Source organism: Hymenobacter edaphi, assembly GCF_003258365.1.
Lineage (GTDB): Bacteria > Bacteroidota > Bacteroidia > Cytophagales > Hymenobacteraceae > Solirubrum > Solirubrum edaphi.
On sequence record NZ_QHKM01000012.1, the window covers coordinates 27174 to 46445 of the forward strand.

A 19272-nucleotide genomic window follows, 5' to 3' on the forward strand; every position below is an offset into this window, starting at 1 on the left:
CGCTGTGCAAAAGCCGGCTGCCGGAAGAGGGCGTGGGGCGGCCTAGTGGCGGCCGTGCCCGTGGCCCCGGCCGTGGCCTTTGTGCTTGCCGCCGGGCGCGTAGTACACCGGCTGGGCCGGTACCAGCATCACCGGGCGCGGCTGGTAGTAATGGTGGTGTTTTTTGTATTTATACTTGACGGGGCGCGCCTCGTGCACCACGATTACCGGGGGCGGCGGGGCCGGGCGGCCGATGTTGATGGTCACCTGGGCCCGCGCAGGAGCCGCGCTGAGGGCCAGGGCGCCTCCCGTCAGCAGGATGGTGAGGAGAATGGATGGTCGCATATGGGGAAAGAGAAAAGTGGACAATAGCGGCCTCGGGCCCGGGCAAAGATTACGCCAAGTTACCGATTTCGGCGAGACGCGGGCCGGGCGGGCTTGACGCAAGCATAACCCTGCGGTACCGCGGGCGCAACACTGCTGCCGCACCTTTGTCGCGGCCAACGCCTGCCGGGCGGCGCCGCTTTTTCCCCTTGCCAACCAACCCCCACACTGCTATGAAACTGCTGCTGCAAACCGCCGCCCTGATGAGCCTGCTGCTGATCGGCACGGGCCGGGCGGCCACCGCCCAGGAGCCCGCCGGCCAGCCCGTGTGCCTCGACCAGGTGGCCGCGTGCGTGTACCTGGTGCGCGTGAGCAACCCCACCCAGCTGCCCAGCCGCCTGCAGCTGGTGCGCGCCACCGACGGGGCCGTGCTCTACGAGCAGGCCAGCGCGGCGCCCGCCTTCGGCCAGAAGCTGAACGTGGGCCACCTGGCCGACGGGCGCTACGCCGTGGTGGTGAAGCTGGGCCCCGCCACCCACCGCTTCGCCCTCGATCTGCACACCACCCAGACGCGCAGCGCCCGCCTGATCAGCCTGGCCACGCCCGCCCGCTAGGGCCGGCCGCGCAACGCGCACCACCCTCCGTTGCGTAGGTACTACCATTCTGTGCCGCCGGCGAGCCGTACGCGCTCCACCGGCGGCACCATTGTGTAAAAGCTGCCTATGCACCGTACCCTGGAAATTACCGTTCCGCCCGCCGTCACCGAGTCGCTCGGCGCCGAGCTCACCACCCTGGAAGAAGTTATCGGGCTGACGCTGCAGCGCGGCGGCTCGCTCAAGCCCGTCGGCGACGTGCTCACCGTGCACGTGCTCAACACCGGCGCCGACGAAGTGCTGCGCCGCGTGCGGGCTGCCGTGCCCGACAAAGCGGCGCTGAGCGTCGTCACGGCCGAGGCCACCAGCTTTATCAGCCCCAATGACCACCACCTCGTGCGCGACGACCGGGACGAGGCCATCTGGGAGGAAATGGAAAGCGGCCTGCGCCACCAGGGGCGCATCACCGTCAATTACCTGCTGCTGATGGCGCTGGGCGGCATCATTGCCACGGTGGGGCTGGTGTCGGAGCCGGTGCCGCAGGCGGTGGCGTTTGTGGCCTCGGCCATCATCGCGCCGGGCTTCGACCCGATGACCACCGTGGCGCTGGGGGTGGTGCTGCGCCGCGGGCCGCTGGTGCGTCGGGGCTTCACCTCGGCGCTGGCCGGCTACGCCGTGCTGATTGGGGCGGCGGCCCTCACCATGTGGGCCATGGTGGCCGCGGGCGAAGCCGATGCCGCCCTGCTGGCCACCAACAAGGAAGTGCAGCACCTGGCCCACCCCATGCTGATGGAGCTGGCCGTGGCCGGGGCCGGCGCGCTGGCGGGCGTGGTGATGCTGGCCGCCTTCCGGCGCAGCTTTCAGGCCGGGCCGCTCATTGCCATGGCCTTTATCCCGGCCGCGGCCCTCATCGGCGCCGCCCCCGTGGTCGGCCGCTTCGATCTGGCCCTGGAAGGCCTGGAGCGGTTCGGGGCCGACTGGGGCTTTATCCTGGCGCTGGGTATTCCGTTTCTGTGGCTGAAGCAGCGGTTTCTGCACCGGCGGCCCCCGCTCGTCTGAGCCCGGGGGCGCTAACAGCCGCGCCGCCCCCGCGCCTTCGGGCGTGGGGGCGGCGCGGGCATTTGGGGGGTACGCGGCTTAGCGGCCCAGAGCGGTGGCCGTGGGCGTGGGGGCCAGCAGCTCCTGCAGGGCGGGCGTGGCGGCCACGGTCTGGTCGAAGCACGCGGCCCGGTAGTAGCGGTCGGTTTGCGGGTTCAGGCGCACGAAGAGGGCTTTGCGGGCCTGGCTGGGGCGGCGGTGCTCGGCGGCCGTTTCCTGGTAGATAACCTCCTTGCCGGTTTTGGGCTGGGTAAACACCAGCACGTACACCCGCTGGGTGCTGACCTGGTGCGTCTGCGGGTTGTAGCGCAGCAGCACCAGCTCCTCGTTGGGGTGGGCCCGGGCCGTGCGAATGGCGGCGGGCATGTCCTTTTTCAGGTAGGTCAGGGGCAGGTCGAGCGCGCAGGTGGCCAGCTGCAGCTCACCGGGAAACAGTTCGGGGGCGCGGGGCGCGGCGGGCGCCCCGGGCAGGAGGGCCAGCGAGGCCCAGAGTAGAATGGCGTACATGGGGAGGCGGTGGAGAGTGAGGGCGGCCCGGGAGTTAGTCGGGCAGCTGGCTGATGTCGCGGGGCTCCAGGCGGGGCTGCGCGTTCATGTGGTGGCGGTAGGCCGCCGACCGTTCGTAGGCCTTGATGCGGGCCCGGTTGATGGAGCCCAGGGGCTGGTGCGCCGGCAGGCAATGGAAAGGGTTGAACGACAGCACGTCGTCGGCAAACACCCGGCGGGCGGGGCTGTAGGCGTCCTGCGCCGGAACAACGAGCTTGCCCACCGGCTGGTGGGGGCTCTGGTCGGCGGGCCACTCCACGGAGGCATCCTCCACGGGCATGGTCTGCAGGTCGGTGCAGAGCTGGGCGCGCAGCTCGTACTCGGCGCCCTGCTCCCGGAAGAAATCCACCACCAGGTCGCGCCAGGTGCCGTCTTCCTGCACGTCCACCGGCTGGCAGGTCAGGGCTTGCACGTTGGCGGAAAGCGGAGCCACGCTGAGCTTGGCCACGTAGTCGCCGTAGCGGAGGGCGCCGAGCGTGTGGTAGGTTTCGCCCAGCAGGTGGTGGTTTTGGTCGCCCGGCCCGATGGGGTTCAGGTTGGGGTGTACGCCCACGGCGTTCAGGGCCTTGGTGGCCACGCGGGCCGCCGTCGACAGGGCCTGCTGCAGGCCCTCCGGCGTGTGGGCCAGCTGCTCCAGCTTCAGCTGCATGTCGCGGTAGCTTTTGATGTCGCCGGTGGGAATGATGGTGTCGTTGACCAGCAGAAAGTCCTGGGTGACTTCGTCCTTTTTACCGGCCAGAAACTTCTCGCCGGCCACCCCGATTATTTTGATGGCCAGGCCTTTATTGGTCGACTGCTTGTCGGAGCCGATGGCGCCGGGGGCGGAGGAGAGGCGGATAATGACCGGGTAGGTGCGCGCCTCGCCAAACACGCCCTGGGCCAGGTGCGCGGGCAAATTGGGGTAGATGTGCAGCTCGCCGCGCAGGATGCCGTGGCTTTTGGCGTGGGCGTCGCGGATGGCGTGGCGGTGCTTCTCGAACATGTAGCGGTTCAGCCGCGCCATCGACTCCACGGTTTCGTCGGTGAGCTGTTCTTCGTTGGGCTGAATTTCTTCGACGCCGTCGGCGAAGCGGATGTAAGAAGCAGGGATAGAGGGCATAACTGCAAGGAAAAAAGGGCAACGGGCCGGGGCCACGCTGTCTGTACGCCGGCCCGCGGCATTGGTTGAGCGGCGGCGGGCGGGCCGGCGGCCGCGGGCCGGCGTTACCTTGCGCCATGCACAACTGGCACGACCCCGACTACCTGCAAACCGGGACGCCCCGGCAGCGGGCAGCCCACGCGGCGCTGCAGCAGCTGGGCATCCTGGCCACGCTGCAGCCCTACGGCCCGGTGCTGGCCGGCACCATTCCGCTGGCCGTCGACGTGGCCGGCAGCGACCTGGACCTGATCTGCCAGGCCGCCGAGGCGCAGCAGCCGGTCCTGGCCCGGCTGCTGCGCCGCCACTACGGGGCGCTGCCGGGCTTCGAGCTGCACTGCACCCGGTGGCAGGAGCAGCCCACGGTGGTGAGCCGCTTCCGGGCCGTGGGCTTCGCCTGGGAAATCTTCGCGCAGCCGCTGCCCGCGCCGCAGCAGCAGGCCGTGCGGCACCTGCAGGTGGAGCACGCGGTGCTGCAGGCCGGCGGCGAGGCCTGGCGCCGGGCGGTGCGGCAGCTCAAGCAGCAGGGCCTGAAAACCGAGCCGGCCTTTGCCCGGCTGCTCGGGCTGCCCGGCGACCCGTACGCGGCCCTGCTGGCGCTGGAAAGCTGGTCGGCGGAAACGTTGCGGGCCTACGTGGCCGCCCGCCCGCTGCCCTAAGCCGCCGGCCCGGGCCCGCCGATTGCCCGCTTGCCCCGGGCCGGGCGCGCAACTTTCTGGGAAGTACCAAGCTCGCCGAAAAATGCAAGGCCCGGCAGGCAACGGTGCGGGCCGCGGCGACGCCTATACGAATGTTTTCGTTGAAGCCGCCTGCGGCGCTCAGCGCGTTCCAACCTTCCAACCCTTTTACCACCTAACCGCTATGAAAACCCGCATCCAAACCGCACCCCGCCTCGTGCTGCTGGCCGCCGGCCTCAGCTTCGGCGCCAGCCTGCCGGCCCCGGCCCAAACCTCCAGCCGGCCCCAGCCGGTGTGCATCGATCAGGTTGGCCCGTTCACCTACCTGGTGCGCGTGAGCAACCCCACCCGGCTGCAGGGCGAAGTGCAGCTGGTGAAAATGAGCAACAACAAAGTGCTCTACCAGCAGTACAGCCGCGGCACCGTGTTCGGCAACCGCCTGAACGTGCAGGAGCTGGCCGATGGCCAGTACGCGTTCCTGGTGAAAGTGGGCAAGCAGACCTACAACTACACCCTGGACATTCATTCCTCCCGCGACCGGGTGGCCCGCCTTGGCTCGGTCTCGACCACGGCCCTGGCCGCGGCCGACTAAGGTGTGCAGGACCGTGAGCACCCAAAACGTCCCGCTGAGCGCAGTCGAAGCATCTCTACTTGATGGTAGTTGCTTATTCAGCGAAGCGGTAGAGCTGCTTGGCTACGCCTTCCTGCGCTTCGACAAGCGGCCACTAAATGAGCAGGACGGCCTGAGTAGCAGCAGGAGCCCATGTTCAGTTACTGTCCGCACACCCTAAGCCCCGCGCCATTCGTGGCCGGTCTTGCCGCAGCGCCCCTGCCCCCGTCGGGCAGGGGCGCTGCTGGTAGTGGCCGGGCGGTGCCCGGCCCGCGGACCGGGCCAGCCGCGGGCGCACGCGGGGCGTACAAGGAAAAACATCCATCCACTTCCCTGCTTTTCGCCTATGTACCGCTTCCTGCTCCTGCTGTTCCTCGGCCTGGCGGCCGCCTGGGCCCCGCCCGCATCCGCGGCCCCGGCCGACGAGCTGCCGCCGCGCCCCGTTCCGTTCCGGTTTGTCACCGACCAGGCCCAGCTGCTGCAGCCGGCCGATGCGCAGAAGCTGGAGAGCGGCCTGCGCCGCTACGCCGACAACACCGGCACCCAGGTGGTGGTCGTCACCGTGCCTACCCTCGGCGGGCGCGAGGTGGCCGATTACGCCCGGGCGCTGGGCACTGCCTGGGGCCTGGGCCAGCGCGACAAAGACAACGGCGTGGTGGTGCTGCTGGCCGGGCAGGAGCGCCAGGTGTCCATTCAGGCCGGAAACGGCCTGCGCCAGCAGCTGCCGCCGGAGCTGATCAAGCGCATCATCAACGAGCAGATGACGCCCGGCTTCAAGCAGGGCAACTACTTTTTGGGCCTGCGCACCGGCCTGAACACGCTGATGCTGGCCGCCAACCCCGACTCGGACCCGCGCAAAAACCAGCCGGCCGCTCCCGGTGCTGCCCCCGCCGATGCTGCCTCGGCGGACGCGGCGGGCACTGACCTGGGCGCCGCCGCTCCCGGCCTGGACGAGCCCGCTGCGGCCCCGGCCGACGTGCCGTTTTCGCCCACCGAGCCGGCCGCGACGCCCAGCTCCAGTCCCGGCTCGGGCGCGGGCTTCAGCCTCGGGGCTATGGCCCTGGGGGCCCTGGTGCTCGGCGGCGGGGTGTGGCTGCTGCTGCGGCTGTTTCGCCGGCGGGCGGCGGCCAGCGCCGGCTACGGCACCAACCCGCCCGCCGGCTACGGCCCCGGCGGAAGCTACGACTCCAATGCCCCCGTCGGACCGGCCGGGCCGGCGGGCGGTTATGGCCGCGGCCCGGCCGGCCAGCCGGCCCCCGATTTCTACCCCAACCGCGGTGGCGGCGGCTTCGGGGGCAGCACGGGCAGCGGCCTGGGCGGCGCGCTGCTGACGGGCGCGGCGGCCGCGGCCGGCGCCTACATCGGCAACCGCATGGCCACCGGCTCCGAAGCGGGCCACCACGACAGTCTCGGGGCCGATGTGCCTGCCACTCCGCCGCTGCCCACCGGCAGCGGGGCGGCCTCCGGGGGCTTCCCGCTGCTCGACCACTCCGGCAGCGACCAGGCCGGCCCCGGCGACAATGCCCCCGACTATTTCGCCGATGATGCGGCCGACAGCTCACCGGACTATTTCTCTCCCGGCAGCGGCTCCTACGACGACTCTTCTTCCGGCGACACCGGCGGCGGCGGCTTCGACGACACCAACGACAACAACGGCTCGTGGTAAACGGGGGCGGGGCATCACATCTTTGGGGACGCCTCGGCAGCGGCTAACCGCGTTTGGACGCGGCAGAGCGGGTTTAAGGGCTGGCCTTCAGGCCAATTAGAGCGGCAAGGCCCCGATGATGTGAATGCGCCAGGCAACGGGTGGGTCTACCTTTGCATCTGTCAATCAGCAACACAGTCGCCTGATGGTCAGGTCCCGCTGCTGGTGCCCCGTCCAACCCTTCCAACCTTACCCGCTATGAAAACCGCCCTGCTCAACACCCGCTTCCTGCTCCTGGCCGCCACCGCCTGCGCCCTGGGCTTTGCCCGGCCCGCCGCTGCCGCCGACAAGACCAACAACACCGACGGCCAGCCCGTCTGCGTCGACAAGGTGGCCGACTTCACCTACGTGGTGCGCGTGAGCAACCCCTCGCAGAAAGCCAGCCAGCTGTGGCTGGAGCGCGTCGATACCGGCGCCCGCCTCTACCGCAGCAGCGACAAAGCCCCCTCGTTCGGCCGCAAGCTGAACGTGAAAAACCTCGAAGACGGGCAGTACGCCATTGTGGTGCAGACTGGCAAGGCCACCCGCCGCTACACCCTGGAGCTGGCCACGCAGCCGACGCAGCGCGTGGCGCTGCTGCACGAAAACGCCGTGGCAGCGCGCTAACGCCGCTGGTTTTCACCACCCTGCCCCCGACGCCCCGGTCTGGCTGCTGCCCGCAGCCGGACCGGGGCGTCGGCGTTGCCGGGGCAGCCCGCTCCGGCGGCAACGCGGGTTTTTGTAAGTCAAGTGGCCTGTATTTCGTCCTATTCTGGTATCTTGGCCGCTGATCTATTGGGAGCCGCCCGATTACGGTGATTCCACGTCTTTGAAGCCCGCTTCCGGGACGTGGGCACCGGCCAGCTAGTATAAAAAAACTGCGCAACAATTCGGCTAAGCGGCTTCGTTAGGCCTCGCCGCGGCTTAGGTACTCCGGCCAGCCACCGCCGCCCACTGCGGCGGCTCTCCCCTGCTCTGATTTTCCACCCGTCCTTTTTGCTATGAAAAAAGTACTACTTCTTTGTTTGTTGCTCTGCCTGACTGCCGGCCTGGCCCGGGCCCAACAGCTGGGGCAGCGCGTCGTGGTGGCGCGCGACGGCAGCGGCAACTACCGCACCGTGCAGGAGGCCCTCAACGCCGTGCCCAAAAACAACCCCGCGCTCATCACCATCTTCATCAAGAAGGGCGTGTACAAGGAAAAGCTGAACCTGGCCAAAAAGCAGGACAACGTGCGCCTGGTGGGCGAGGCCCTGGAAGAAACCATCCTGGTGTACGACGACTACAACGGCCGCGTGGTGGAAGGCGCCGCCGAGCCCCTGGGTACGTCGGAAGCCGCCTCGTTCCGGGTGTTCAGCAACAACTTCTCGGCCGAAAACCTCACCTTCCAGAACACGGCCGCGCACACCGCCGGCCAGGGCCCGGCCATGTGGGTATACGGCGACAAGGCGCAGTTCCGCAACTGCCGCTTCCTCGGCTTCCGCGACACGCTGTACGTGTACGGCTACGGCTCGCGCCAGTACTACAAGAACTGCTACATCGAAGGCACCACCGACTTTATCCTGGGCTCCGGCACGGCCTGGTTCGAGGACTGCACGCTGTTCTGCAAGCCCAAGGGCACCTGCATCATGGCCCCTTCCACCCCCGACACGGTCACGTTCGGCTTCGTACTGCAGCGCTGCAAAATCGTGGGCGACGCTCCCGACGACTCGTATTTCCTGGCCCGACCCTGGAAGCCCTTCGGCAAGGCCGTGCTCCTGAACTGCGAGCTGGGCCCCATGATCAAGCCCAAGGGCTGGGACCATTGGGGCAAGGAAACCAACAAGCAGGACGCCTTCTTCGCCGAGTTTAAGTCGAAGGGCCCGGGCGCGGCCAAGGCCAAGCAGCGTGCCCTGTGGTCGAAGCAGCTGAACGCCCAGCAGGCCGCCCTCTACACCCCCGCCGCCGCCATGCACGGCTGGGACCCCACCGCGACGCCGGCCGCCGAATAGACGAGCCAGCTGCTACAACGCCACGGCCCCGGTGCTCAGCGCACCGGGGCCGTGGCGTGTTGGCCCGAAGCGTGGCCGCCCGCTACTGAATGAAGTGCGGGCGAATCAGGTTTTCGAAGGTGAAAATTTCGTCCCACTTGGCCTGGGTGAGCAGCTGCCGCTCGGTCACGGCAATCTGGTACACCGACTTGCCGGTCTTGAGCGCCTCCTTGGCAATTTCGGCCGCGGTTTCGTAGCCGAGCACCGGGTTCAGCTGCGTGACGATGCCCACGCTGTTGCGCACCAGGTTTTCGGCGTGCGCGGCGTTGGCGGTGATGCCCACCACGCACTTCTCGCGCAGGGTGTGCACGGCGTTGGTCAGGTAGCTGATGCTGGTAAACAACGCGAAGCTGATAACGGGCTCCATCACGTTCAGCTGCAGCTGCCCGGCCTCGGCGGCCATGGTCACCGTCAGGTCGGCCCCGATAACGTAAAAGGCCGTCTGGTTGACCACCTCGGGCACCACCGGGTTCACCTTCCCGGGCATGATGCTGGAGCCCGGCTGCAGCGGTGGCAGGTTGATTTCGTTGATACCGGTGCGCGGGCCCGAGGAGAGCAGGCGCAGGTCGTTGCAGATTTTGGAGAGCTTCACGGCGGTGCGCTTCAGCACGCCCGAGAGCTGCACGTAGGCCCCGGTGTCGTAGGTGGCCTCGATCAGGTCGCCGGCCAGCACCAGCTCCAGCCCGGTGATGTCGCGCAGGTGCTGCGTCACCAGCTCGGCGTAGCCTTCGGGGGCATTCACGCGGGTGCCGATGGCGGTGGCGCCCATGTTGATTTCGCTGATGAGCCGGCGCGAGTCGTCGATGCGCAGCAGCTCCTCGCGCAGGTTGGTGGCAAAGGCCTTGAATTCGTCGCCCATGCTCATGGGCACCGCGTCCTGCAGCTGGGTGCGCCCCATTTTCAGCACGTTGCGGAATTCCTCGCCCTTGGCGGCAAAGGCGTCGGCCAGTTGGGCCAGGGCGTCGCGGTAGCTCTGCAGCTTGTTGTTCAGCGCGATGCGGAAGGCCGTGGGGTAGGCGTCGTTGGTGCTCTGCGAGCAGTTGACGTGGTTGTTCGGGTGGCAGAACTGGTACTCGCCCTTGGCCTTGCCCATCAGCTCCAGGGCCACGTTGGCAATGACCTCGTTGGCGTTCATGTTCACCGAGGTGCCGGCCCCGCCCTGAATCATGTCGGTCAGGAACTGGTCGTCCAGCTCGCCGGTCATCACCCGGTCGCAGGCCCGGGCGATGTGGCCGGCCAGGGTGGCGTCGAGCACGCCCAGGTCGCGGTTGGCCAGGGCTGCGCCCTTCTTCACGTAGGCCAGGGCCTGCACAAACAGCGGCTCGGCCTTGAGTGGAATGCCGGTAATGTGGAAGTTTTCGAGGGCGCGCAGCGTCTGGATGCCGTAGTAGGCGTCGGCCGGAATGGCCCGCTCGCCCAGAAAATCGTGCTCGATCCGGGATGCGTTCATGAAGTCGATGGGGTGGGAAGTAGGGAATGGAAGAGGCGCCGCGGCCCGCCGGGCAAGCCGCCGGGCAAAGGTATACGGCGCTCGGCAGTTGGGCGGGCGGGCGGCGGCCCAAAACAGGCCGCGCCGGCTACCCTGCGGGGTAGCCGGCGCGGCAGCGCGGCAGCAGCGGCGCTAGTTGTTGCGGATCGGCGCGTCGATGGTGATAACGCCCTTGGGCTTGCGGCGGAACAGGCCGCGGTTCTTTTTCTGCTTGCGGGCCTTGCGCTTGGCTTTGCGGGTTTTGGCCTTGTGGCGGTAGTATTTGTAGCGCGGCCGCGGGATGGCCTGCGTTTCCAGGGCCGTTTCGGGGGCGGCAGAAGTGCTGGCGGCCGCTTCGGCGGGGTCCAGCACGGCCAGGAAGATGCCCAGCCAGAGAACAAAGATTCTGTACATGCGAAAGCTCAGGAGAGTGGGCCGCCGAAACGGTAAAAAGTACCTGCGTGCGGAAATAGTCCTACTGCGGACCGCCCTCAGCGGTAAGTTAGTAGATTCAGCTGATTGAATGCTACCTACGGCGAAAACCGCTGCGCGGGTTGTCAAGGCAACTGCGTTAAGACGTTTTTTATTGTCGAGCCTCGCAAAGGTAAGGCATATTCAGGGTATGAGGGAGCTTGATTCCTGAATAAGTACCAAAGCATCAGCGGCCGGTCAGCGCGCCTGAGCCAGCAGCCAGGCCGCGGCGTCCTCGTCGCGCTCGAACGAGCGGTAGAGCAGGGGCAGGCCTTGCACGTGGGTGGTGATGTAGGCCGTGGCCAGGCGCGTGAGCACCTGCGGCGACACCACCACGGCCCCGAAGCGGTAGCCGGCCTGCTGCACGGCCTGCGGCAGCCAGTGGCGGGCCACCCACTGCTGCTCCGGGGTGGTGAAGGGCGGCATCTCCACCTGATTGATCAGGATGCGGCCCCAGCCCTGCTCCTGCAGAGCCCGGGCCATGTGCTCGAACAGCGCCTGGGTATCGGCGAGGCGGCGGGGGCCGCGGCTCCAGTGCGCCCGCAGAAAGCCGGCCGGGTCGAGGGACAGGCGGCCGGCGGCGTTGGCAAAGTAGGGGCTGGGGGCAGAAGCGGCGGGCATCGGCGCAAAGGTAGCGGGCGCGGCGGACGGCGCCACTGCCGGGCCGGCCGCGGGGCTCATTGCTGGCCCGGCAGGGCTTCGGGCGGGGTGGGGGCCTCCACGTTGGGCGTCTTGGGAAAGGCCAGGAAGTGGGTGACGCGCGGCGGCTCGGGGCCCTGGTGAAACTGCCGTACCTGAGCTTCCACCAGCTGGTCTTCGCGGGTAAAGCGGTGGTGCTGGCGCTGATGCTCACCCCAGGTGGCCACGTAGAAAAACTCGGTAATCTGCTCGGGGCGGGCCAGATCGGCAAACACGCCGGCGCGCAGGGCCCCGTCGCGCAGGCGCAGGCGGGTGAGCGGGCCCACGGCCTGCCGGAAAGCGGGCTGGGCGGCCACCGGCACCCGGTACTCCACCATCACCACCACCGGCCCGTCGTCGGGGTCGACGGCGCCGTGCACCTCCGGCTCGGGCCAGTGCTCGGCGGGGGCCAGGTCGAGGTCTTCGGCGGCGCGCATGGGGAAGGGCAGGGCCAGCAGCAAACTCAGCAGCATCCAGCCGGCGGCCCCGAGCAGGGAATACACCAGGCCCAGGCGGTCGGCCAGCTCGCCCCACACGATGCTGCCCAGCGAGAGGCCCGCCTGAAACACGAGCATGTACAGGCTCACCACCCGCGCCTGCACCCACCGGGGCACGTGCAGCTGCACGGTGGTGCTGAAGGCCGTCATCGTGAGCAGCCAGGCCACGCCCGAAAGGAACATCACCGGAAACAGGCCGTACTCCGTCGGCATCAGGGCCAGGCTTACGTTGGTGCCCACGAACACCAGCGCCCCGAGCAGGGCGCGCTGGTTGAAGTTCAGCCGCCGCCCGATGCGCCCCACCAGAAAGGCCCCGGTAATGGCGCCCGCGCCCAGCCAGGAAAGCAGCACGCCGTAGGAGCCCGACTGCAGGTGCAGGCGCTGGGCCGTGACCACCGACAGCAGCGCCCACATGGCCGCCGCCCCGAACGAAAACGCGAAGGCCCGCACCAGCACCGCGTAAATGGCCGGCGAGTACTGCACGTAGCGCAGGCCGGCGCGCAAGGCCCCGGCAAAGTTTTCGGCCGGCCCGCTGACCTCAGGCTGCACGCGCCGCCAGCGGTACACCACCACCCAGGTGCCCACAAACGACACGCCGTTGAGCAAGAACACGTAGCCCGGCGAGTAGTAAGCAATGATGAGTCCGCCCAGCGCCGGCCCGATGGCCCGGGCAATGTTGTTGCTGACCCCGTTCAGGGTAATGGCGAAGGGCAGAATGGGCCGCGGCACCAGCTCGGCGGGCAGCGTTTGCCACACCGGCGCGTTCAGGGCCGAGCCGATGCCGAGCACAAACGTGAAGCCCAGCACGCTAAAGGCCGATACCTGATTCGAGAGGGTGAGCACGCCGAGCACGAAGGCCACCACGCCCATGAAGCCCTGGGTGACCAGCAGCAGGCGGCGCCGGTCAATCAGGTCGCCAAGGGCGCCGGCGGGCATGCTCAGCAGAAAGGCCGGCAGCGAGGTGGCGGCCTGCATCAGGGCCACCAGCAGGGCCGAGGTGGTCAGCGTCGTTACCAGCCACACGCCGGCCACGTTCTGCATCCAGGTGCCCACGTTCGACACCACCGAGGCCAGCCAGATGGCCCGGAACATGGAAACAGCCAGCGGCGACCAAAGCGTGGCCGGGGCGGCGGGGGCGGGAGCAGCGGTGGACGGATCGGACATAAAACAGCACTGCCCGGGGCCGGCGGCGGCCCCGGGCAGTGCTGCGTACGGGATTTGGCCGCGCCGGGGTGGGCCGAAGGGCCGGGCGCCGGTAATGATTTCATAATTAGCAGCCCGGCCGCCGGCGGGGTAGTTTTGGGCCGCATCAGCTTCGGTTTATTCCATGCGTCGTGCTTTTCTTCTGCTGCTGCCGGTTGTCGGCCTGGTCGCCGGGCGCGCTGTGGCCCAGGCCCCGGCGCCGCGCCCGGTGCTCGGCGGCGTGGTGCTGAGCGGGGCCCGGCAGCCGCTGGCGGGCGTGAGCGTGCTGGTGCGCGGTACCACCCTGGTCACCAGCACCAACGCCGAAGGCCGGTTTCTGCTGCCCGAGCTGCCCCGCGGCCCGCTCACGCTGCGCTTTGAGCTGAGCGGCTTCGTCGTCACCGACGTGGCCGTGGCCGACACCGCCCGCGCCCCGCTGCAGGTGCGCCTGCTCTCGACGCGCCCGCCGGTGCGCACCCGGCGCAACTAGCTCCGGCCGCCAACCCGGCTTGGTTCGAAAGGCCCGCCTTCCGCCGGCGCGGCTTATTTCCCGCGCGGCAGCTGGCCCACGAAGTCGGCAACGGCCTGCTGAAACGCCCGCGGATTTTCCTGGAAGGGGTAGTGCTTGCCGGGCAGCACCACGGCCTGCTGCCTGGGGAAGCGGAACGACTTGTAGTGGTCGGGGCCGGTGACGTAGTCTTCGCGGCCGCTGATGACGAGCACGGGCATGGTCAGCTGGGCCGAGGCGGCGGTGAAGTCCTGTAGGTACTCGGGGCGCTGAAACACGGCGGAGGCAAACTCCTGGTTGCGCTGGGGCTGGCTGCGCACCACCTGGCTGGCGCGCGCCGCGGCCGTGTCGGCGGCGTACATGAGCTTGCCCAGCAGCTTCTGCTGGCCGAGCAGCCCCATCACCATGCCCCAGCGCTGGGGCAGCGGGGCGGCCGGGTCGAGGGGCGGGCGGCCCTCGGCGGGCAGCAGGGCGTAGCCGTAGGTGGTGGTGGCCTCCATGGTGGCCGGCAGGTTCAGAATGCCGTTGACCAGAATCAGCGCCTGCACGCGCTCGGGGTGCCGGGCGGCGTAGGCCGTGGCAATGGTGCCGCCGAAGCTGTGCGCCATCACCACCCATTTGTCCAGCCCCAGCTGCTGACGCACGTCCTCCAGGTCCTGCACCAGGCGGTCCAGCGAGTAGTCCTTGGAGGGGGCGCTGGCCGAGCGGCCGCTGCCGCGCTGGTCCAGGTAAATCATCTGCAGCCGGGGCTCCAGCGCCCGGCCGCCCAGGGCCTCGAAACCGTAGCTGCCCGCGCCGGGCCCGCCGTGCACAAACACGCAGGGCAGCCCCTGGCCCGCCACCTGCACGAACAGCCGCACGCCGTCGGTGGTGGTGATGGTGGGCGTGCCGCTGGTGAGTTGGGCGGCGGCGCGGGCGGGTTTGGCCGGCTGGGCCAGCAGCGGGGCCGCGCCCAGCAACAACGCGCAGCAGGTGGCCGCCGAAACGGCGCGGCGGAGGGAAGGCAGCTTTATCATGGCAGCTCGGGAACTGGGGAAGGATGAGGCCGGAAGATAGAGCCCGAGGCCGCCCACCCGCCACCCAAACCGGGTGAACCGTCCCGATGGCCGGGGTGAAGCCCCCCCAAAGCGCCGCGAACGTTACACGGGCCGCGCGGCTTTGGAGGCCGGAAAATCCGGGTTCAGTCGCGCTAGCGTGTCGCGCAGGGTGGCGGCCACCGCGTAGGCCTTGTACCAGTTCTGGTCGGCGGGCACGATGTGCCAGGGCGCCTCGGCGGGACTGCAGTGGCGGAACACGTCCTCGTACACGGCGCGGTACTGGGGCCACTGCTGGGTTTTGTCTTCGTCGCCGGCCTCGTATTTCCACTGCTTGGCCGGGTCGTGCACGCGCTCCAGCAGGCGCTTGCGCTGCTCTTCTTCCGAGACGTGCAGGTAGAACTTGAGGATGGTGGTGCCGGCCTGCTGCAGCAGCCGCTCGAAGTCGTTGATGCGGGCAAAGCGGCGGCGGGCTTCGGCGGCGCCCACCAGCCCCTGCACGCGGGTGATGAGCACGTCCTCGTAGTGCGAGCGGTTGAAGACCTGAATCATGCCCTTGGGCGGCGTGCGCTGATGAATGCGCCAGAGGAAGTCGTGGGCCAGCTCGTCCTTGCTGGGCTCCTTGAAGGAGTGCACCGCCACGCCCTGCGGGTTCAGCCCGCTGAACACGCTGCGAATCAGCCCGTCCTTGCCGCTGGCGTCCATGCCCTGCAGGATGATGAGCAGGCTGCGGCGGTTTTCGGCGTAGAGGCGCTCCTGCCAGCTCACCAGCTCCTGCCGGATGCGCTCCAACTCGCGCTGGGTTTCGCGTTTGTGAAAGCCGGCCGGGGCGCGGGTGGTCAGCTGGGTCAGGTCGAGGTCGGGAGTCATGCCGGGGCGGCGCGTAAAGGGCGCTCCGTCCCGCTACGCGCCCGGCCGCGAAAAGGCTGGCTTACACCACCTCGCGCTCCAGCGCCAGCAGCAGCGCGTCGATGCGGTCGGCGTGGGTGTTAAGCTGGTCGAGGCCGGCGCGGGCTTCCTCGATCTGGCCGCGCTGGTAGAGGCGCACCAAGTCGCGGCCGGTGTCGAGCAGGCGCTGCAGTTGCGCGTCGATCTGCGTCACCTCGGGCCGGGCGCCGTACTTGGGCTTCACCACCGCGTCGAGCCACTGGCCCAGCGGGTTATCGGCGCGTGCGAACAGGGCCGAGTCGGCCTCGCGCACGCCGTAAAGCACCGAGCGCAGCCGGGATTTAAACAGCACCTGCTTGATGCGGGCCTGCTGGAAATCCAGGCTGGTAATGTCGAAGGCCAATGCCATTGAGGAGGAGTTAGGCGCCGGAATGAGCGGCCGGGCCGGCGCCATGCAGGCGCTCCAACACCTGACGGGCCCGAACAAGTTCAGTTACGTCGAAGGCAAAGCAGAATAAGCCCACCACCTGGCCGTGTTCACGGAAGGGCTGGTACACGAAGTTCAGGTACAGGGGCTCGGGTGCGGTGCCCACGGTCAGCGGCACTTCCTGGCCGTAGTACGGCTCGCCGGTGCGGTATACCTGCTCGATCAGCTGCTGAAAGCCCTGCTCCACCGCCTCGGGTATGGCCTCGGCCACCGGCCGCCCCAGCAACTGCCGGCCGGGGAACAGGGTGTGCTGGTACCGCTCGTTCACGAACTCGAAGCGGTGCTCCGGCCCGCGCACAATGGCAATGAGGGCCGGCGCCTGCTGAAACAGCTGCAAAAAGGTTTCGCGCTGGGCCACGGCGTGCTGCTGGGCGGCGTAGGCCTGGTCGGAGAGGGCCGCGTGCTGCTCGCTGGCGGCCAGCAGCTCCTGTACCAGCTGCTTCTGGTCGTGAATGTCGGTGGCGCTACCGACCCACATGGTCGTCTGGCCAGTCTCGCTGCGGCGGGGCACGGCGCGGGCCAGCACCCAGCGGTACTGCCCGTCGTGGCGGCGCAGGCGGTACTCGGCCTGAAAAACGTCGTGCCCGGCCAGGGCCTGCGCCCAGGCCGCGTTGAGGGCCGCGGCGTCGTCGGGGTGTACCACGGCGCCGGCGGTCTGCTCAATGGACTGGTCGAGTAGGTCGTAGCCCGTAAACTGTCGCCAGCGCGAGTTAAAGTAATCGGTGTGGCCGTCGGGGCGGGTGGTCCACACCATCACGGGCAGGGCCTCCAGCACAAACTGCGCCTGCGCCTGGGCCTCGGCCAAGGCCTGCTGCATCTGCTGATTTTGCTGCCGGGCCAGCTGCTGCTCGGTCACGTCTTCGGGCGTCTGCAGGATGTAGAGCAGCCGGCCGTCGTCGTCGAGAATGGGGTGGTGGGTGAGCTGCCAGTAGCGCACCTCCGTGCCGCCGCCCTGGGCGGCGGGCCGCTCCAGGTCGTAGCGCAGCAGCGCCATGGTGTGCGGGCGCAGGGTGCGGCGCACCTCCTCCTGCGACGCAAACAGCTCGCGCTGGCTTTCCGGGGCCGAGGGATACGCTTCGAAAATGCTGCGCCCGATGCCCTGCTCCCGCGGCAGCATCGAGACGCGCTGGTGGGCGTCGGAGTTATCGAGGACGGTGCCATCGGCCGCGAGTAGCAGAAAATTGCCGGGCAGCCGGTGAAACAGGCGGTGGTAATCGACGGAAACGGGCATACGTGAGCGGTAAGGAAATGCGCGCAGGCAGGACGAAGATAGCAGATGCCGCGGGCCGCTCACCGGCCCGCCCAAGCACTTGCCTGCCCCATACGAAGGCGGGGTAGCTGCCGTCGAGCTTTCCTGAAAAAACCTTGGCAATAAGCCGAATAATGCAGACGTTGCAGCAGTTCCTACCGCTTATTACTGGCCCGTTATGCTCCGACGCTACTCCTCCTTAGTACTGACACTGAGCCTGCTGGCCTGCGCCCGCCCCGACGATTCTACCGTCGGCCGCAGCGGCCAGCCCGGCCGTTCTGCCGCTGCTTCATTGCCTGCTTCGCCTCCCGCGCGCGTGGCGCCGACTGCCGCCGCCGGCGCACCGACGACGCCGGCCGGTGCAGGCCAAGCGCCGCTGAGCGTGGCCGAAGAGCCGGCCGCGCGCGTGGCTGCATCGGCCGCGGCCAGTAGTCCGTACGGTCGCCGCGCCAACAGCTTGGCCGCCGGGCCCGAACCCTCGGCCGCCCAGGCGGCCAACGCGGAGCGCCCTTCCACGTCGCGGGCGGCTCGCCGCCGCGCCGGGCGCCCGGCGCCGGCCGGGGCCAACAAGCCGGCTGCCGGGGCCGCCACGGCGGCCACGCGACCAGTAATCCATGCGGCTGCGCCGGCACTAGCGGCCGAGGCCGCGGCTCCCGGCCGCTCCGACCTTCCAACGCAATTCGCCGCTTCGGAGAGTAGCCTGGCCGCGGGCAGCGCCGAGCTGCTGCCCGAAACGGCCTGGGCGGGCCTGCCCGGGCCCCCCACCCAGGTATTCCGGCTGCAGGCCGCCCTCGATACCGCCGTGGTGGGCGTGCGCGGGACCCTGCTGGCATTGCCGGCCAACGCCTTTGCCGACGCCGACGACCCCGAGCAGAAGCCGGTGACGGGCACGGTGGAAGTCCGGCTGCGCGAGTTCTACACCGTGGCCGACATGGTGCTCAACCAGCTGCACACCGCCTCCGGCGACAAGCTGCTCGAAACCGGGGGCATGGTGCAGCTCACCGTGCGTACCCCCGACGGCCGCCCCTGCCGGCTGCGGCCCGGGGCCTCGCTGCTGATGCGCGTGCCCGCGGCCCGGCCGGCCGCGGGCATGCAGCTGTTCAGCGGCGTTGCCACCCGCACGGGCCGCATCGACTGGCAACGGCCGCGCCGGGCCCTGAACATCCGGCGGCTGCGCGGGGGCGGGCCCCTGCTGCGCGGCTCGGTGTCGCTGCAGCGCTTTCTGCAGCAGCGCGTTACCTGTTCGGCGGCCACTCTGCGCGCGCTGAAGCGGAGTCCAACGCGGCTGCGGCACGCCAAATGGTTTGCCCAGCGGCGCTACCGCCTGCTGACGCAGTGGCGGGCCGTGCTCTTCGTCGACTCCACTGGGCGGGTGGCCCGGGTGAAGCAGACCGGCAGCGCCCCTGCCGAGTTGCGTGCGGCCGTCGACCAGGCGGTGAGCCAGCTGCCCCTGTTTGTGCCGGGCTACGTGCTGGGGCCCACTACCGCCCCGGCGCGGCGGCTGCGGCGCGGGCAGGTGCGGGTGAAGCCCCCGCGGCTGGCCACCCGCAGCGTGGTGCCGGTGTGGCTGGGCGTCGACCGTAAGGGGCGCGTGCTGGTGTACAGCGACCGGCTGGCGCGTACGCCGGTGGTCGGCAATGCCCTGCGCACGGAGTTTATCAGCCAGCAGGACGCCCAGCAGCGCTTGGGGCGGCTGAGCCAGCAGGAGGCCAACGCCATGGATGCCGGGCAAATGGGCGGCTACCTCTTCGCCGCCACCGACCTGGGCTGGATCAACTGCGACCAGTTTTACTACTCGCCTCAGCCCAAAATTCAGTTCACCGTGCGCGGCTCCCGGCCCGATGAAGTGGTCAGCCTGGTGTTTCGCAACATCCGCGCGGTCATGGCCGGGCAGGCCTACGACGGCGGGCACGTCTTCCATAATATTCCGCGCAACGAACCCGTGACGGTAGTGGCCCTGCGCCGCCGCGGCACGCAGCTGGAGCTGGCCCTGCAGACTACCACCGTCGACAAGGCGCCGCTCACCGGCCTGAGCTACCAGCCCGTCACGCCCGAGCAGCTGCGGGTGGCTCTGGCCCAACTCAACGGGGCCGGGCAACCGGCCGCGCCGCCGGCGCTGAGCCGGCGCTAACCACGG

At 69.1% G+C, this 19272-nt stretch carries 20 protein-coding genes; 9 read left to right on the forward strand and 11 right to left on the reverse strand.

What is annotated here, in order from left to right; genetic code table 11:
* Positions 1–42 precede the first annotated feature (42 nt).
* Positions 43–324, reverse strand: coding sequence for a hypothetical protein (locus DLM85_RS22630; protein ID WP_111480464.1), 282 nt, complete (start codon positions 322–324; stop codon positions 43–45).
* A 212-nt stretch (positions 325–536) separates the two neighbouring features.
* Here DLM85_RS22630 and DLM85_RS22635 point away from each other — a divergent pair, with 212 nt between their 5' ends.
* Positions 537–917 (forward strand): hypothetical protein, encoded by a 381-nt coding sequence (locus DLM85_RS22635; protein ID WP_111480465.1) that lies wholly within the window; start codon positions 537–539, stop codon positions 915–917.
* Between the two features lie 108 nt (positions 918–1025).
* Positions 1026–1955, forward strand: a complete 930-nt coding sequence (locus tag DLM85_RS22640) for a DUF389 domain-containing protein (protein WP_111480466.1) — start codon at positions 1026–1028, stop codon at positions 1953–1955.
* A gap of 78 nt (positions 1956–2033) precedes the next feature.
* Here the strand turns inward: DLM85_RS22640 and DLM85_RS22645 are convergent, their stop codons facing one another.
* Together DLM85_RS22645 and DLM85_RS22650 are read right to left on the reverse strand one after the other, a co-directional pair.
* Positions 2034–2501: a hypothetical protein gene (locus DLM85_RS22645; protein ID WP_111480467.1), complete on the reverse strand. Its 468-nt coding sequence runs from the start codon at positions 2499–2501 to the stop codon at positions 2034–2036.
* 34 nt (positions 2502–2535) lie between these two features.
* On the reverse strand, positions 2536–3639 hold the full coding sequence (locus DLM85_RS22650) for a catalase family protein (RefSeq protein ID WP_111480468.1): 1104 nt from the start codon (positions 3637–3639) through the stop codon (positions 2536–2538).
* A gap of 116 nt (positions 3640–3755) precedes the next feature.
* Between DLM85_RS22650 and DLM85_RS22655 the strand changes: the two genes are divergently transcribed.
* The 5 genes from DLM85_RS22655 (at position 3756) to DLM85_RS22675 (ending at position 8634) form a co-directional block, all read left to right on the forward strand.
* Positions 3756–4334, forward strand: a complete 579-nt coding sequence (locus DLM85_RS22655; RefSeq protein WP_111480469.1) for a DUF4269 domain-containing protein — start codon at positions 3756–3758, stop codon at positions 4332–4334.
* A gap of 202 nt (positions 4335–4536) precedes the next feature.
* Positions 4537–4944 carry a hypothetical protein gene (locus DLM85_RS22660; protein WP_111480470.1) on the forward strand — a complete coding sequence of 136 codons (408 nt, stop codon included), beginning with the start codon at positions 4537–4539 and terminating at the stop codon, positions 4942–4944.
* A 364-nt stretch (positions 4945–5308) separates the two neighbouring features.
* Positions 5309–6628: a TPM domain-containing protein gene (locus DLM85_RS22665; protein ID WP_111480471.1), complete on the forward strand. Its 1320-nt coding sequence runs from the start codon at positions 5309–5311 to the stop codon at positions 6626–6628.
* Positions 6629–6865: 237 nt separating this feature from the next.
* Positions 6866–7273, forward strand: a complete 408-nt coding sequence (locus DLM85_RS22670) for a hypothetical protein (protein ID WP_111480472.1) — start codon at positions 6866–6868, stop codon at positions 7271–7273.
* 374 nt (positions 7274–7647) lie between these two features.
* On the forward strand, positions 7648–8634 hold the full coding sequence (locus DLM85_RS22675; RefSeq protein WP_111480473.1) for a pectinesterase family protein: 987 nt from the start codon (positions 7648–7650) through the stop codon (positions 8632–8634).
* 82 nt (positions 8635–8716) lie between these two features.
* On the opposite strand, the gene aspA is transcribed toward DLM85_RS22675, so the two are convergent.
* The 4 genes from aspA to DLM85_RS22695 all read right to left on the reverse strand — a co-directional run bounded on the left by aspA (position 8717) and on the right by DLM85_RS22695 (position 12951).
* A complete protein-coding gene (gene aspA / locus DLM85_RS22680; protein ID WP_111480474.1) occupies positions 8717–10123 on the reverse strand; it encodes an aspartate ammonia-lyase in 1407 nt (468 codons plus the stop codon).
* 171 nt (positions 10124–10294) lie between these two features.
* Entirely contained in the window at positions 10295–10555 is a 261-nt protein-coding gene (locus DLM85_RS22685) for a hypothetical protein (RefSeq protein WP_111480475.1), read from the reverse strand.
* 255 nt (positions 10556–10810) lie between these two features.
* On the reverse strand, positions 10811–11233 hold the full coding sequence (locus tag DLM85_RS22690; RefSeq protein WP_111480476.1) for a hypothetical protein: 423 nt from the start codon (positions 11231–11233) through the stop codon (positions 10811–10813).
* Between the two features lie 56 nt (positions 11234–11289).
* Positions 11290–12951 carry an MFS transporter gene (locus DLM85_RS22695; RefSeq protein WP_111480477.1) on the reverse strand — a complete coding sequence of 554 codons (1662 nt, stop codon included), beginning with the start codon at positions 12949–12951 and terminating at the stop codon, positions 11290–11292.
* A gap of 163 nt (positions 12952–13114) precedes the next feature.
* Here DLM85_RS22695 and DLM85_RS22700 point away from each other — a divergent pair, with 163 nt between their 5' ends.
* Positions 13115–13459: a carboxypeptidase-like regulatory domain-containing protein gene (locus tag DLM85_RS22700; RefSeq protein WP_111480478.1), complete on the forward strand. Its 345-nt coding sequence runs from the start codon at positions 13115–13117 to the stop codon at positions 13457–13459.
* Positions 13460–13512: 53 nt separating this feature from the next.
* Here the strand turns inward: DLM85_RS22700 and DLM85_RS22705 are convergent, their stop codons facing one another.
* The 4 genes from DLM85_RS22705 to DLM85_RS22720 all read right to left on the reverse strand — a co-directional run bounded on the left by DLM85_RS22705 (position 13513) and on the right by DLM85_RS22720 (position 17117).
* On the reverse strand, positions 13513–14493 hold the full coding sequence (locus DLM85_RS22705) for an alpha/beta fold hydrolase (protein WP_111480479.1): 981 nt from the start codon (positions 14491–14493) through the stop codon (positions 13513–13515).
* A gap of 123 nt (positions 14494–14616) precedes the next feature.
* Positions 14617–15381, reverse strand: coding sequence for a PPK2 family polyphosphate kinase (locus DLM85_RS22710; RefSeq protein ID WP_111480480.1), 765 nt, complete (start codon positions 15379–15381; stop codon positions 14617–14619).
* 61 nt (positions 15382–15442) lie between these two features.
* Entirely contained in the window at positions 15443–15808 is a 366-nt protein-coding gene (locus DLM85_RS22715) for a CZB domain-containing protein (protein WP_133257214.1), read from the reverse strand.
* Between the two features lie 10 nt (positions 15809–15818).
* A complete protein-coding gene (locus DLM85_RS22720) occupies positions 15819–17117 on the reverse strand; it encodes a PAS domain-containing protein (RefSeq protein ID WP_111480482.1) in 1299 nt (432 codons plus the stop codon).
* 196 nt (positions 17118–17313) lie between these two features.
* Between DLM85_RS22720 and DLM85_RS22725 the strand changes: the two genes are divergently transcribed.
* Complete coding sequence (locus DLM85_RS22725; RefSeq protein ID WP_133257215.1) at positions 17314–19266, forward strand: hypothetical protein; 1953 nt, start codon at positions 17314–17316, stop codon at positions 19264–19266.
* Positions 19267–19272: the final 6 nt, after the last annotated feature.